The organism is Streptomyces sp. NPDC030296, assembly GCF_055572815.1.
Genome location: NZ_JBVICQ010000009.1, coordinates 123,708 through 137,556, shown reverse-complemented (window position 1 = coordinate 137,556; position 13,849 = coordinate 123,708). Strand labels below are relative to the sequence as shown.

11 protein-coding genes are annotated in these 13,849 nt (G+C 72.4%); 3 read left to right on the top strand and 8 right to left on the bottom strand.

The genetic code is table 11. The features are described from left to right. Nucleotides 1-107: 107 nt before the first annotated feature. The 3 genes from ACZ4Z3_RS25845 to ACZ4Z3_RS25835 all read right to left on the bottom strand — a co-directional run bounded on the left by ACZ4Z3_RS25845 (nucleotide 108) and on the right by ACZ4Z3_RS25835 (nucleotide 5,214). Entirely contained in the window at nucleotides 108-1,715 is a 1,608-nt protein-coding gene (locus ACZ4Z3_RS25845) for a phytoene desaturase family protein (RefSeq protein WP_468503235.1), read from the bottom strand. 275 nt (nucleotides 1,716-1,990) lie between these two features. Continuing rightward, entirely contained in the window at nucleotides 1,991-4,264 is a 2,274-nt protein-coding gene (locus ACZ4Z3_RS25840) for a serine/threonine-protein kinase (RefSeq protein ID WP_468503234.1), read from the bottom strand. Nucleotides 4,265-4,332: 68 nt separating this feature from the next. Then, complete coding sequence (locus ACZ4Z3_RS25835) at nucleotides 4,333-5,214, bottom strand: oxygenase MpaB family protein (RefSeq protein ID WP_468503233.1); 882 nt, start codon at nucleotides 5,212-5,214, stop codon at nucleotides 4,333-4,335. 234 nt (nucleotides 5,215-5,448) lie between these two features. Between ACZ4Z3_RS25835 and ACZ4Z3_RS25830 the strand changes: the two genes are divergently transcribed. Continuing rightward, the gene (locus tag ACZ4Z3_RS25830) at nucleotides 5,449-5,940 is read left to right on the top strand and encodes a hemerythrin domain-containing protein (protein ID WP_468503232.1); all 492 of its coding nucleotides are present in this window, start codon (nucleotides 5,449-5,451) and stop codon (nucleotides 5,938-5,940) included. A gap of 530 nt (nucleotides 5,941-6,470) precedes the next feature. Here ACZ4Z3_RS25830 and ACZ4Z3_RS25825 read toward each other — a convergent pair. Together ACZ4Z3_RS25825 and ACZ4Z3_RS25820 are read right to left on the bottom strand one after the other, a co-directional pair. Continuing rightward, a complete protein-coding gene (locus tag ACZ4Z3_RS25825) occupies nucleotides 6,471-7,649 on the bottom strand; it encodes an acyl-CoA dehydrogenase family protein (protein WP_468503231.1) in 1,179 nt (392 codons plus the stop codon). Between the two features lie 147 nt (nucleotides 7,650-7,796). After that, nucleotides 7,797-8,177, bottom strand: coding sequence for a four-helix bundle copper-binding protein (locus tag ACZ4Z3_RS25820; protein WP_468503230.1), 381 nt, complete (start codon nucleotides 8,175-8,177; stop codon nucleotides 7,797-7,799). A 207-nt stretch (nucleotides 8,178-8,384) separates the two neighbouring features. Here ACZ4Z3_RS25820 and ACZ4Z3_RS25815 point away from each other — a divergent pair, with 207 nt between their 5' ends. Both ACZ4Z3_RS25815 and ACZ4Z3_RS25810 read left to right on the top strand, forming a co-directional pair. Beyond that, nucleotides 8,385-8,747 (top strand): DUF6479 family protein, encoded by a 363-nt coding sequence (locus ACZ4Z3_RS25815; RefSeq protein ID WP_055512508.1) that lies wholly within the window; start codon nucleotides 8,385-8,387, stop codon nucleotides 8,745-8,747. Nucleotides 8,748-8,887: 140 nt separating this feature from the next. Further along, the gene (locus ACZ4Z3_RS25810) at nucleotides 8,888-9,232 is read left to right on the top strand and encodes a DUF8129 domain-containing protein (RefSeq protein ID WP_468503229.1); all 345 of its coding nucleotides are present in this window, start codon (nucleotides 8,888-8,890) and stop codon (nucleotides 9,230-9,232) included. 140 nt (nucleotides 9,233-9,372) lie between these two features. Here the strand turns inward: ACZ4Z3_RS25810 and ACZ4Z3_RS25805 are convergent, their stop codons facing one another. From ACZ4Z3_RS25805 to ACZ4Z3_RS25795, 3 genes are all read right to left on the bottom strand, one after another. Next, a complete protein-coding gene (locus ACZ4Z3_RS25805; protein WP_468503228.1) occupies nucleotides 9,373-10,557 on the bottom strand; it encodes a 4-hydroxybenzoate 3-monooxygenase in 1,185 nt (394 codons plus the stop codon). 224 nt (nucleotides 10,558-10,781) lie between these two features. Then, complete coding sequence (locus ACZ4Z3_RS25800) at nucleotides 10,782-11,999, bottom strand: type III PLP-dependent enzyme (protein WP_468503227.1); 1,218 nt, start codon at nucleotides 11,997-11,999, stop codon at nucleotides 10,782-10,784. Next, nucleotides 11,996-13,699 carry an IucA/IucC family protein gene (locus ACZ4Z3_RS25795; RefSeq protein WP_468503226.1) on the bottom strand — a complete coding sequence of 568 codons (1,704 nt, stop codon included), beginning with the start codon at nucleotides 13,697-13,699 and terminating at the stop codon, nucleotides 11,996-11,998. The genes ACZ4Z3_RS25800 and ACZ4Z3_RS25795 overlap by 4 nt, the downstream gene beginning before the upstream one ends. Between the last annotated feature and the right edge of the window lie 150 nt (nucleotides 13,700-13,849).

Sequence of the window (13,849 nt, the reverse complement as noted above, 5' to 3'; positions counted from 1 at the left end):
TGGACGAACCCGTATCCGCACACTCGGCTCGGGTGCGGACGGAAAGGTACCTACAGCGTCGCCCGCCCGGCCGGAATGCGCGATCGAGAGCGGAGGTCACGGGCGGGTCAGGAAAGGCCGAGAGCCTCCAGTACGGCCATCGCCGCGTTGTGGCCCGGCACCCCGCTGACGCCGCCGCCGCGTACGGCGCCCGCGCCGCACAGGAGCACGTTCGGGTGGCGGGTCTCCACGCCCCAGCGTCCGGTGTCCTCCTGGGTGTGGGGCCAGGCGAGGGCGCGGTGGAAGATGTTGCCGCCGGGCAGGCCGAGGTCGCGTTCCAGGTCGAGAGGGGTCCTGGCCTCGATGCAGGGGCGGCCCTCGGCATCGGTGGCGAGGCAGTCGGCGAGGGGCTCGGCGAGATGAGCGTCGAGCTGCGCGAGGGTCGACTTCAGGAGTTCCTCGCGTACGGCGTCATTGTCGGCCTCGAACAGCCTTGCGGGGGTGTGCAGCCCGAACAGGGTGAGCGTCTGGTAGCCCTGCTCGACGAGGTCCGGGCCGAGGATCGTCGGGTCGGTGAGGGAGTGGCAGTAGATCTCGGAGGGCGGTGCCTCGGGGAGCCGGCCCGCGGCGGCCTGCGCGTAGGAGGCCGCCAGCTGGTCGTAGCCCTCGGCGATGTGGAAGGTGCCGGAGAACGCCTCGCGCGGGTCGACGGATCCGTCCCGGAGCCTCGGAAGCCGCTTGAGCAGCATGTTCACCTTGAGCTGTGCGCCCTCGGCGGGCGCCGGCGGCGTGTCGCCGGTCAACGCCGCGAGTTCCCGGGGTGAGGCGTTCACCAGGACGTGCCGGGCGGCGACGGTGCCTTCGCCGTCCGGTGTCCGGTAGGTGATCTCGGCGGACCGGCCGTCGGTCGCGATGTTCCGTACCTCGTGGCCGGTGGCGAGCACCGCTCCGGCCGCGCGGGCGGCGGTGGCGAGGGCGTCCGTGAGGGCGCCCATGCCGCCGACGGGGACGTCCCAGGCGCCCGTGCCGCCGCCGATCACGTGGTAGAGGAAGCAGCGGTTCTGGCTGAGGGTGGGGTCGTGGGCGTCCGCGAAGGTGCCGATCAGGGCGTCGGTGAGGACGACACCCCGCACCAGGTCGTCGTGGAACGCCGACTCCACGGCGACGCCGATCGGCTCCTCGAAGAGGGCGCGCCAGGCGTCCTCGTCGTCGATGCGGGCCCGTAGCTCGTCCCTGGTGGGCAGTGGCTCGGTGAGGGTCGGGAAGAGGCGTTCGGCGACACGGCCCGTCATGCCGTAGAAGCGCTGCCAGGACTCGTACTCGCGCCCCGAACCGGTCAGTCGTGCGAAGGCCTCCCTGGTGCGGCGCTCGCCGCCGCCGACCAGCAGACCGGTGGGGCGGCCGTCGCGTTCGACGGGGGTGTACGAGGAGATCGTGCGGCCCCGGACCCGGAAGTCGAGGTCGAGGTCCCGGACGATCTTCTTGGGCAACAGGCTGACCAGGTAGGAGTACCGCGACAGCCGGGCGTCGACCCCGGTGAAGGGGCGGGTGGAGACGGCGGCGCCGCCCGTGTGCCCGAGCCGCTCCAGGACCAGCACGGACCGACCGGCGCGGGCCAGGTAGGCGGCGGCGACCAGGCCGTTGTGGCCGCCTCCGACGATCACCGCGTCGTAGGAGTCGTGGGGTCGGGGTCCGGGGCGGCCGGCGTGCGCTTCTGGGGCGGGGGTGGCAGGCATGACTCTTGGTAACACGCGTCGATCGAGGTCGGCCAGGGGGCCGAGGCAGGTGGACCAACGCCGGCCCGCCGGGGGGTCAGGCGCCGACCAGGGCCCTTCTGATGGAGCTCCGCGGGAGAAGGAGCGGCGTTCGGTGCGTGCTCTCGGTGTGCCGGGCGGAAGCCCTCGTAGCGGAGCTACCAGGCCGTGTCCGGTGCGGCGAGTACGGGTGGGGGTACCCCCTGCTCGGAGAGCTCGGGGGAGCGTGCCGGGCGTCGCGACGCCGCGGAGATCCATCAGAAGGGCCCTGGTGCCCGCTGCTGCCGTAGGGCCGCCACCCTGCGGTACAACCGCACCGCTTCCGGGCCCCGGCCGAGCTGCTCCAGGCAGTGGGCCTCGTCATTGCGGCTGGCGAGGGCGTCCGGGTGGTCGGCGCCCAGGACCCGTTCGCGGGCGTCGGCGACGCCCCGGTACTCGGTGAGGGCGTCGGCCCAGCGCCCGAGCCAGCCGAGGCCGACGGCGACCTCGCGGCGGCTGACCAGGGTGTCGGGATGGTCGGGGCCGAGGACCCGCTCGCGCAGGGCGCAGACGTCGCGGGACTCGGCGAGGGCCTCCTCCCAGCGGCCGAGCCGGCCGAGGTTGACGCCGAGGCCGTGGCGGGCGCGCAGGGTCTCGGGATGGTCGGGGCCGTGGACCCGGGCGCGGTCGTGGACGAGCGCGCGGTAGAGGGGCAGGGCCCGGGTGCTGCGGCCGAGTCGGCCGAGGCTGATGCCGACCTCGTGGCGGGCGGCGAGGGTGTCGGGGTGGTCGGGGCCCAGGGCCTGGGAGCGGGCCTCGGCGACCTCCTCGTAGGTCTGGAGCGCCTCGGGCCAGCGGCCCAGCTGGCCGAGCGCCCAGGCGACCTCGAAGCGGGTGACGAGGGTGTCGGGGTGGTTGGCGCCGAGGACGCGGGTGCGGGCTGCGGCGACCTCGCTCGCCGTGCGGTACGCGTCCTCCAGCAGGCCGAGCCTGCTGAGGGTGAAGGCGAGGTTGTGGCGGCAGCGCAGGGTGTCCGGATGGTCGGGTCCTGCGAGGCGTTCCCGGGCGGCGAGTACGGACGCGTACGCCTGGTGGGCCTCGTGGTGGCGGCCCAGCTGGCCGAGGACGTACGCCATCTCCTGCCGGGCGGCGAGCGTGTCGGGGTGGTCGGCGCCGAGGAACCGCTCGCGGGCGTGGGCGACATGGGCGAACTCGCGCAGGGCGTCCGCGGGGCGGCCGGTGCGGCTCAAGGTGAAGCCGATCTCGTAGCGGCTGGCCAGGGTGTCGGGGTGGTCGGGGCCGAGGGCGTGCTCCCGTTCGGCGGCGACCGCCCGGTGCACCTCCCCGGCCTCCGTCCAGCGGCCGAGGCGGCCCAGGCTCAGGCCCGCGTTGTGCCGCCCGGCCAGGGTGGCGATCAACGCCGGTGAGGGGGTGGGCCGTTCGGTGCGTACGGGTTCCTCGGCGCGTACGGAGGCCGGGCGGGCGATCCACTCCCCGGTGAGACCGGCGGAGGCGTCCGGTGGGGTGAGGCGCAGTCCGGTGCCGGTGGCCTTGTGGCCGGTGGTCATGCCCTGGGTCCAGGACGGCAGCCGGGGCTCGCGCCCGGCGGCCGGCGCGGGGCGGGCCGGGGGTGGCGGGGTCACCGGCGCGGGGTCGGCCCTGGGGGCGCGGCCGGGCGCGCCCGAGGGTGCCGGGGCCTGCGTCGTCCGCCCCTCGTCGATGCGGCGGCTCAGTTCGCGGGCGTCCTGGGGGCGGGCCTCCGGCTGCTTGGCCAGCAGGTCCAGGATGAGCCGCTCCAGGTACGCGGGGAGGTCCTCGCGGTGGCTGCGCGGGGGCAGGGGAACGGTGTCGCGGTGGCCCATGAGGACCGCCCAGGCGTCGTCCAGGTCGAACGGCGGTACCCCGGTGGCGATCTCGTAGAGGACGCAGCCGAACGAGTACAGGTCGCTGCGCCGGTCGACCTGGCCGCCGCTGATCTGTTCCGGCGACATGTAGTGGGGGGTGCCCATCGCGATGCCGGTGCCGGTGAGTCGGGAGGTGAAGGTGACGTCGCGGCCGAGGCGGGCGATCCCGAAGTCGCAGATCTTCACCGTGCCGTCGGTGAGCCGCATGATGTTGGCGGGTTTCAGGTCGCGGTGCACGATGCCCCGCCGGTGGGTGTAGGCGAGGGCGGAGGCCACCTGTCCGGCCACCTCGACGACATCGGCGACGGGCAGCGGATGCTGCTTGTTGTCCTCCAGGAGCTGGCTGAGGTTACGGCCCTCCAGCAGTTCCATCACGAGGAACAGCACTCCGTCGGACTCGCCGAAGTCATGGACGACGGTCACTCCCCGGTGCTGGAGGCCGGCGGCGACGCGCGCCTCCCGCCGGAACCGCTCGCGGAGCACACCGGTGACGGACTGGTCCGGCCGGGTGTTGACGGGTTTGAGGCACTTGAACGCGACCTGACGGTCCAGTGACTCGTCTCTCGCACGCCAGACCTCGCCCATGCCGCCACGCCCGATCAGATCGAGCAGCCGGTACCGGCCCTGGATCAGCGTGGTGTCCGTCATCGCCAACGATCGCCCCCGTCCGTACGGACCCGCCCTCCCCTGGCTTGTCCGATGTCCAGTATGGCGACCTATCTCATGACTTTGTACGGTGCCGGGCGGGTGTCGGGGCCGAGCCGCGCCATGGCCTTCAGGATGTGCTTGGGCGGGAGCTGCCAGCGCAGACGTGCGGGAACGCGGCGCAGCAGGGTGCCGGTGCGCCGCAGGCGGCGGGTGACGACCGCCGGCGCGGGGGCCGGTCTGCCGTACAACTCGTGGGCGTATCGCGGCAGGGAGGCGTACGCCAGGTCGGCCACGCGCCGCCAGAGCGCTTCGCGTGCCGGTACGAGCAACGGGTGGGTGGGCGGGCGGCGCAGGAAGTCGTCCACGTCGCGTGCCTCCGGTCCGGCGGCCAGTTCGGGGCGGACCCGTTCGAAGTACGCGGTCAACTCGGCGCGACTGCCGGGCACGTCGGCCGGGTCGAGCCCCACCAGGCGGGCGCTGACACGGTGTTCGGCCACGTACCGGTCGGCGGCCGCCTCGCCGAGGGGGAAGCCGGAGCGGAGCAGGATGTGCACGTAGGAGTCGATCTCGGCGCAGTGCACCCACAGCAGGAGTCCGGGTTCGTCGACGCCGTACCGCTCCCCCGTGTCCGGATCGGTGGCCGTGAGCATGCTGTGGATCTTCCGGACGCGGGCGGCGGCCCGCTCGGCGGCGTCCGTGGTGCCGTACGAGATGGTGCCGACGAAGTTCGCCGTGCGCAGCAGTCGGCCCCAGGCGTCCTTGCGGAAGTCGGAGTTCTGCATGACGCCGCGTACGGCCCGGGGGTGCAGGGCCTGGAGGTAAAGGGCGCGGACCCCTGCGATCCACATCATGGGATCGCCGTGCGTCTGCCAGGTCACCGAGTCGGGCCCGAAGAGTCCGGGGTCACCCCGGTGCGGGGCGCCCACGCCGTCGGGTCGGGTCACGGTCATGTGAGGTCACCTCGGGTGGCTGTCGGCTCGCGCGTCTGGTCGAACGTTCAGCATCATCCCCCCAGGGGGAGACAGAGCGGAAGGCGCTGGTAACCGTCATGGTCTGGTCGGGGTTGTTGCGGACCAGGTCACTGGTTCTGCTCGTTTTTCGATCAGACAGTCCTGCTGAACACCAGTGGACGGGGTAGCAGGATCTCGGCAAGGTTCCCCCGCACGAAAGTGAGGCCTGTTCCCATGGCGGAGACACGAGACGTCGTTGAACTCATTCTTCAGGACCACCGGAAGATGGAGGAGCTCTTTCGCCTGATGCGCAGCGTCGAAGCCGACCGGGCCGCCGCCTTGCGGGAATTCTCCGATCTGCTGATCGCGCACGCACTGGCGGAAGAGGCGAAGGTCTACCCCGCGCTCAAGCGCTACAAGAAGATCGACGACGAAGAGGTGGAACACGGCGAGGAGGAACACGAGGAAGGCAACAAGGCACTCCTTGAACTCCTGGAAGTCGACGAGGTCGGCTCCCAGGAATGGGACGAGAAGCTGGAAGATCTCGTTCAGGCGGTCACCCACCACGCCGACGAGGAGGAGCGCACCATCCTCAACGGAGCGCGCGAGAACGTGGCCATGGAGCGCCGCGAGGAACTGGGCGAGGCGTTTGTGGAAGAGCGCGAGCGTCAGCTGAAGGAAAGCTGTGGTGCCGTCGACAACGTGCGCCGCATCGTCAACTCCTGACCACAACCCGCGCCACGCCCCTGGCGGTCGGCGCCGGGAGGAGGCGGCCGTGACCTTCCGGTTCCCCCGCAGTTCCTTGCTGGGTGCAGGGCGACGGCCGTGGGCAGGTCTGGGTCTTCTCATGCCCTCGACCAGGGCGTCCGCCCCCGCGACTCTCCGCCGGTCGGTCAGGACCGCCGTCCGAGGTGGCCGCTTCCACATTTCAGACCGGTGTGACGCTGGAGGAGAGGCGGTTCCGCCGCCGTATCGCGTAGAGCCTGGCAGTGCCGCCCATCTCGTCCAGTCACCCACCGGTTCGCGGCGGCGACAGATGACCTGACCCCTGCTCCGTACGGGAAATCTCCGGGACGCGAAGTGAGGCGATCGAATGGACCGGGTTCCCGAGGTGGCCGTCGGACTCTGCACCGCCTATGCACTGGCGGAACGCGGAACGAAGGCACGAGTGGGCCGACCGGTTCGGCGCCGAACTGATCTCCCAGGATGGAGTGGTCGCCCTGGGTGGTCCTCTAGCGTCGGTGGTCACAGCGGCGTCAGCGTCGGACGCGGGGCATGCCCAGGCCGATCCAGGCGATGATCTCGCGCTGGATCTCGTTGTTGCCGCCGCCGAAGGTGAAGATGACGGCCGAACGGTAGCCGCGTTCGAGTTCGCCGTGCAGGACGGCGCCCGCCGAGCCCTCCTTGAGGGCGCCGCCGGCGGCGACGATCTCCATGAGCCAGGCGTAGGCGTCGCGGCGGGCCTCGGAGCCGTAGACCTTGACGGCGGACGCCTCCTGCGGGGTGAGGGTGCCGTCCTGGACGGCGCTGACCATGCGCCAGTTGAGGAGCTTGAGCGCGTCGAGCCTGGTGTGGGTCCGGGCGAGGCGGCGGCGCACCCAGGGCAGGTCGATGACGCGGCGGCCGTCGGCGAGCTTCGTCTCCATGGCCCAGCGCTGGACGTTGTGCAGGGAGCGGATCGCCATGGTGCCGTGGGCGGCGAGGGTGACGCGTTCGTGGTTGAGCTGGTTGGTGATCAGCCGCCAGCCCTTGTTCTCCTCGCCGACGCGGCGGGAGACCGGGACGCGTACGTTCTCGTAGTAGCTGGCGGTGGTGTCGTGCGAGGCGAGGGTGTTGATCAGGGTGCAGGAATAGCCGGGGTCGGTGGTCGGCACGAGGAGCATGGTGATGCCCTTGTGCGGCGGTGCGTCCGGGTCGGTGCGGGTAGCCAGCCACACCCAGTCCGCCGTGTCGCCGTTGGTCGTCCAGATCTTCTGGCCGTTGACGACGTACTCGTCGCCGTCGCGCACCGCGCGGGTCTTCAGTGCGGCGAGGTCCGTCCCGGCGTCGGGCTCGCTGTAGCCGATCGCGAAGTCGATCTCACCGGACAGGACTCGAGGCAGGAAGTACGACTTCTGCTCCTCGGTGCCGTACTGCATGATCGTCGGACCGACGGTGTTGAGGGCCATCAGCGGCAGCGGGACACCCGCCTGAGCGGCCTCGTCGAAGAAGATGAACTGCTCGATGGCGGTCAGACCGCGTCCGCCGTACTCCTTGGGCCAGCCGACGCCGAGCCAGCCGTCCGCGCCGAGGCGGCGGATGGTCTCCCGGTAGAAGCGCTTCTGCGCCGCCGGCTCGGAGTGCCGGGTGTAGGCGCCTGCCGGGACCAACTCGGCGAAGTAGGAACGCAGTTCGGTGCGCAACCGCTGCTGCTCGGGCGTGTATTCGAGGTGCACGGCGCCTCCAGGCTCCCCAAGGCCGACCTGACGGCGCACACGCTAGAACGTGTTCCAGTAATTGGGAACACACGGGAACACGGGAACGTGGCGGTCCGGCCGATCACCCTGGACGCCGCTCGGTGGTGCCTGTAGGGGCCGCGCGGCTCAGCCGAGGGTGACGAGGAAGTCCGTGCAGGCCCGGGCGCAGGCGCGGCAGGCCCGGGCGCTCTCCTCGGCGCCGGGGTGCTCGTCGAAGACGCGTGCGCACTCCAGGCTGACCGTCCGGCACCACTCGACCTGAACACGGACGGCCGCTTCGTCGAGGTTGGTCTGCTCGGACAGCGCCCGGCAGGTGGCGTCGCACACCTCCGCGCACATGATGCCCTTGCGCCGCATCTGCTCCTGCTCCTCGGGGCCGCCCGGATCGGCGAGGCTCGCCCGCAGGGCACACGCACGCGCACATTCGGTGCACGCCTGCGCGCACGCGAAGCGGTCCTCGAGGAATCGGATGAGTTCCTGCTGCTGGGATGTCGTCGTCGAGGTCACCCGAGGCGGGTAGCCGGAGCGCTGTCCGTCAAACGCGGGCACCCCCGGGCCGGGTTCCCCGAGGCCTGTTCGCCGAGTCCTGTTTCCCCCCGCGCCCGACCGGGCACCCGTGCACACCCCGGCACGGGGGCGAGGAACGGTCGGTCCCGACCGCCTCCCATGTGAGCCGACCAGGTTCACCCGACCCTTTGGGGGTATTCATCCGATATGAACACGGAATGGGCTAATTTCGCAGCAGAGCGCAGCGTGCTGGGCGGCGCCGCCCCGTTCATCGCCGGGGTGGTCGTCGTGTCGGTGCTGATCGGGGCCCTGTGGCTGGGTGCGCGTGTCCGTGCGCGTGAGCCGCGCCGCCCCCTCCCCGAGGAGCAGCCGAAGCTGCCCGAGGGCGGCCCCGTGCGCGAGGAGCAGGCGAACCGTGAACCGGACGAGATCCCGAAGAGCGACTACCGGCTGACGCCGTACGAGGTCCACGGGAACCAGGGCACCCGGCCCAACCCCGACAAGAAGCGGCCCCGCTGGAGCAAGAACAGCAGCGGCTCCTTCGGCAGCGGTGGGCTCGGCGCCCACTGACACCGCATCGCGGCGGGCCCCGGCTGCGGCAGGGGCCCGCCCGCTGCCCGGACGGTCCTCCGGCCGATCCCGGGACCACGCGGTGTCACCGGAGCGGTACGCGCGTGTACCGCCACAGTGCACGAGAAGGAGTGAGAGTCATGGCAGACCACCGGACGCTGCCACTGCCCGACTACGACCATCTGCCGATCGGCGGCCTGGAGAGTCGTGTACGGTCGCTCACCGCCGAGGAGGTGGAGGAGCTGCTGACGTACGAGCGTGAGCACGCCGACCGGCTGCCGGCGACCCAGCTGCTGACGGCACGCCTTGACCAGCTGCGCTCGGGTGCGGAGCCGACGTCGGGTGACCCCGGTGCGCTGCGGCCGGAGCAGCACGGCCGCCGCTCCGGCTCCCCCGTGTCGCCGGCGACCTCGCCGCAGCCGATGAGTCCGCCGCCGCACGGCACCCCGGACCAGCGCGGCAAGCCGAAGGGCGACCGCACGTAGGTCCGAGACCGCGTGCGAGCGCCACCCCGGCCGACCGGAACGGGCCGGGCGCCCGACCGGGAAAGAAGTCGGCGTACGGAAGGGGCGTCCCGTGTTGTGCGGGGCGCCCCTTCCGGCGGATGGTCACTTCCGGTGGGTGGTCAGCCTTCCAGCGCCAGCCCGGTGTAGTTCTCGGCCAGTTCGGCCGCCGCGTGGCGGGAGGTGGCGACACGGTGCAGCTGGGAGAGCTGGAGCTTGGTCTCGAAGGGGGACTGCTCCGGGTCGGCGTGCAGGGTCGTGGTCATGAAGTACGAGAAGTGCTCGGCCCGCCACACCCGGCGCAGACAGGTGTCCGAGTACGCGTCCAGCAGCTCCGTCGACCCGGTCTCCTTCAGCCGTGCGAAGGCGCGGGCGAGCACGATGACGTCGGTGGCGGCGAGGTTGAGGCCCTTGGCACCGGTGGGCGGCACGATGTGCGCGGCGTCGCCGGCGAGGAGGAGGCGGCCGTACCGCATCGGCTCGGTGACGTGGCTGCGCATCGGCAGGACGGCCTTGGCGGTGACGGGTCCGCGCTTGAGCCGCCAGCCGGGGTTCGCGGTCAGAGCGAACCGGGCGTCGAGCTCGTCCCAGATCCGCTCGTCGGACCAGTCGGCGGGGTCGGTGCCGTTGGGGACCTGGAGGTAGAGGCGACTCACGGACGGCGAGCGCATGCTGGCCAGCGCGAAGCCCCGCTCGGAGTGGGCATAGATCAGCTCGTCGTAGACGGGCGGGGCGTCGGCGAGGATGCCCAGCCAGGAGTAGGGGTAGGTGCGCTCGTACGTCGTCCGCACCCTGTCCGGGACGGCCTCGCGCGCCACGCCGTGGAAGCCGTCGCAGCCCACCACGTAGTCGCAGCTCAGGGTCTGTTCGCGGCCCTCGTGCGTGTACCGGATCACCGGGCGGTCGCCGTCCACGCCCTCCACGGCGTGCACCTCGGCCTCGAACAGCAGCGGGCCGCCGTCGGTGAGCTGGAGGGCGATCAGGTCCTTGACGACCTCGGTCTGGGCGTAGACCCACACGCGGCGGCCACCGGTCAACTCGGGGAAGTCGACGCGGTGGGCGCGGCCGGCGAAGCGCAGCTCGATGCCGTCGTGCGGCATCCCCTCGGCGTCGAGACGAGCGCCGGCGCCGCAGGCCCGCAGCACGTCGACGGTCGCCTGCTCCAGGATTCCGGCGCGCTGCCGCTGCTCGACGTACGCCCGGTCCTTGCGTTCCAGGACCACACTGTCGATGCCGGCGTTGTGCAGCAGACGGGCCAGCAGCAGCCCGGCCGGGCCGCCGCCGATGATGCCGACGGTGGTGTGCATGAGTAGTACTCCTCGCCGTTGAGGACGAGCCGCGTCCGGCCTCCGGGAGCCGACCTTGTTCGTCAGGTGTTCGTCAGGTGAAGTTCAGTTCACTAAGTTGTGGTCCTGAGTCTGCGCCCGGCCCGCCCGCCTGTCAACGGTCACACACGGAGGGACGGTCGTGGAGGGCGGACGGTTGGGGCGTGGCAGCGGTGGAGGCGGTGCCCCGGGGCGGAGGGGGCGGCTCAGTCCACGAAGTGGAACCCGGGGTGCGGGTGCATCAGGAAGTCGTGGTGGGAGATGTTCCAGGCGTAGGCGCCCGCGAGGGAGAACGCCACCCTGTCCCCCGCGCGGAGCCCCGGCGCGTGGACGTTCCGGGCGAGGAGGTCCTTGGGGGTGCAGAGCTGGCCGGTGAGGGTGACACGGTCCCCTTCGGCCGTGGGACGCGGCCACGGGTGGGGCCACTCCCCCACGGGCAGCACCGAGCAGGGCTGGTCGTGGCCCTTGGTGGCCGGGGTGCGCAGATGGTGGGTGCCGCCGCGCACCACGGCGAACTCCTCGCCGTGGCTGGGCTTCACGTCCAGCACCTCTGTGGCGTACCAGCCGCAGTAGGCGGTCAGGGCGCGCCCGGGTTCGATGCGGAGCGTCAGTCCCGGGTGGTCGGCGAGGAGGCGGGCGAGTCCGTCGCCGTACGACGACCAGTCGAAGCGGCGGTCCGGGTCGGCGTAGTCGACGGCCATGCCGCCGCCGATGTTCACCTCGGCGAGGGGCACGCCGAGGCCGGTCGACCAGTCGACGATCGAGCGGGCGACGGACAGTTGCTCGGGGGCGTCGAGGCCGCTGGCCAGGTGTGCGTGGACGCCCCGCAGTTCGAGGTGGGCGCAGCTTCCGTCGGTGAGGGTGCGCAGGACGTCCGCCGCCCGGGTGGGGTCGATGCCGAACGGGGTGGGGCGCCCGCCCATCGCGAGGGAGCCGCCCGCGAGGGAGCCGTCCGCGACGGCGAGGTTGAAGCGGAGGAGGACCGCCACGCGGCGGCCCGGCGCACCAGCGACCCGCCGGGACAGGTCGGCGAGCATCCGCAGGTCGTGCTCGCTCTCCACGTGGAAGCGCTCGACGCCGCGCTCCAGCGCGGTCGTGATCTCGTCGGGGGTCTTTCCGGGCCCGCCGAAGGCGAGCGGCCGGCCGGGAACGGACTCGGCGACATGGACGAGTTCACCGCCGGAGGAGACCTCGTAGCCGTCGACGTACGGGCCGAGCGCGGTGAGGATCTCCGGCTCGGGGTTGGCCTTCGCGGCGTAGTACAGCTCGACCCGGTCGGGCAGGGCGGACCGTACCCGGGCGGCGTGCTCGCGCAGGGCCGTCATGTCGTAGACGTAGGCGGGGAGTTCGGTCGGCCTCAGGGACAGGACACGGTCGCGTACGGCGGGGGTCAGGGCGGGTACGGCGGAGGTCGGGGCGGTCATCGGGTGCTCCAGCGGAGGACGTCCTCGGCGAGGGGCGAGGGCAGGCGGACATAGCCGGCCTCGCGGTCGGCCTTGCGTTCCCATCGGGTGAGCAGGTTGGCCTTGGCGGGCAGCGGCACCCCGGCCAGCAGGGCGGCGAGCAGCGGCGGACGGCTTTCCTCGTCGGCGTGGGCCCGCAGCTCGGCGCGGACCGCCGCCCACAGGTCGGCCTCGGTCTCGGGGTGCAGATCGGCGAGGGCGGCGAGCAGCTCGGCGAGATGGTTGACCAGCAGGCAGTACACGATCCGGTCCCAGCCGCGCCGGGCGTCGTACGTCATCGGGCCGGCGACCTCGGGCGGGAGGGCGGCGAGGGTCTCGGCGTGGTGGTCGGGGACGAGCTTGGTGCCCTCCAGGTCGCGGAAGAGGACCCCGGCCGGCATGCCGTCGGTGTCGACGCAGATCAGGACGTTCTGGAGGTGGGGTTCCAGGACGACGCCATGGTCGAAGAAGGCGGACAGGACGGGCGGGACGAGGAGGCGGAGGTAGGCCCGCCACCAGTCGAGCGCGGCCTCGGGGCCGCGTCCGGACAGCAGCCGGGAGATGTGGGCCGGGCCGGTCGGGTACTCGTCGGCGACGGCGGCCGCGAGCAGCGGGGTCGTGCCGGGCGGGAGCCTCCGGGACAGGCCCTCGCGGACGATCACGCCGAACCCTTCGAGCAGGGTGCGGTCGGGGGTGCCGTCGGGGCCGGGCAGAGCGAGGCTGCGGTAGGCGGGTTCGCGGAGCAGCGCGCTGCCGGGGAAGCGGGCCTCCAGGTCGGCCGTCGCCGGGGCGAGGGCGCGGGTGAGGGCAACAGCGCCGGAGAGTTCGTAACGGGCGTGTCTGCGGACGCAGTTGGTGATGCGGACGTTGAGGCTGAACTTCAGGAAGGCGTCGCCGTCGAAAAGGGTGCGGACGGAGGCGGTGGCCGCGTACTCGGGGCCGCCTGGCCCGAGGTCGAGGATGTCGCCGCGCCCGAGGGCGTCCCGCAGCAGGCGGTGCTCGCGGAGCATCTCGTACTGCCAGGGGTGCGCGGGCAGCAGCCGGTAGCCCTCGGGGACGTCGCCGCGTTCCGGGTCGAGGACGGCGCCGGCGCCGGGCTCGGCGCTCTCCTGGGCGATCAGGTCCTCGCGTACGGCGAGGCGGCGCAGCGGGAAGACGGCGCGGGCCTCCGGGGCGTACGACCGCCAGGCGTCGGCGTCGCCGGTGCGGGCCTTCGGGGTGGGGTGGAAGCGGTGCCCGAACAGCAGGGACTGCTCGGAGGCGAGATAGTCGGGGCGCCCGTGGGGGTCGGTGTCGCGGTCGGCGAGCGCGGCGGCGAGAGTGCGGTGGCTGGAGTCGACCTGGGGCAGGAACTCGTCGTTGCGGACACCGGTGCGCAGGGTCAGTTCGTCGTGGATGTACTCGGCGAGACGGCGCCAGTCGAGTGCCGTCCAGCCGGTCGCGGTCTGCTCGTGCACCGGGCCGGCGAAGCGGTGGGCGCCGAGCAGGGAGGTACGACGCAGCGCCACGCGGAGCAGCGGGCCGCGGCGGGGCAGTCTCAGCAGGAGGTGGCCGTCACTGACGGCGGTCTGGCGTTCGGGCCCGGAGACCTCGCGCAGCAGGCAGTTGAGGAGGGTGTGGGCCGTGGCGTCGTCGGCGGTGGGCAGGTGAGCGGTACCGAGCGAGTCGGTCAGCGGAGGCATGCGGGGGCTCCAGCGGGTACGCGGGGGGTGGAGTGGGGCGAGAGGGTCACGGGGAGGGGCGGGACGACGGTCCCGTCACCCGAGGGCCCGGCGAGGGGGCGACTTCGGGAGGCGTCGCCGGAGGACGGGTCGCCGGAGGGGGCGTCGGGT

Coding starts and splice junctions, on each gene's coding strand:
- ACZ4Z3_RS25845 (WP_468503235.1), bottom strand. CDS start 1,715: ATGCCTGCCACCCCCGCCCCAGAAGCGCACGCCGGCCGCCCCGGACCC.
- ACZ4Z3_RS25840 (WP_468503234.1), bottom strand. CDS start 4,264: ATGACGGACACCACGCTGATCCAGGGCCGGTACCGGCTGCTCGATCTG.
- ACZ4Z3_RS25835 (WP_468503233.1), bottom strand. CDS start 5,214: ATGACCGTGACCCGACCCGACGGCGTGGGCGCCCCGCACCGGGGTGAC.
- ACZ4Z3_RS25830 (WP_468503232.1), top strand. CDS start 5,449: ATGGCGGAGACACGAGACGTCGTTGAACTCATTCTTCAGGACCACCGG.
- ACZ4Z3_RS25815 (WP_055512508.1), top strand. CDS start 8,385: ATGAACACGGAATGGGCTAATTTCGCAGCAGAGCGCAGCGTGCTGGGC.
- ACZ4Z3_RS25810 (WP_468503229.1), top strand. CDS start 8,888: ATGGCAGACCACCGGACGCTGCCACTGCCCGACTACGACCATCTGCCG.
- ACZ4Z3_RS25805 (WP_468503228.1), bottom strand. CDS start 10,557: ATGCACACCACCGTCGGCATCATCGGCGGCGGCCCGGCCGGGCTGCTG.
- ACZ4Z3_RS25800 (WP_468503227.1), bottom strand. CDS start 11,999: ATGACCGCCCCGACCTCCGCCGTACCCGCCCTGACCCCCGCCGTACGC.
- ACZ4Z3_RS25795 (WP_468503226.1), bottom strand. CDS start 13,699: ATGCCTCCGCTGACCGACTCGCTCGGTACCGCTCACCTGCCCACCGCC.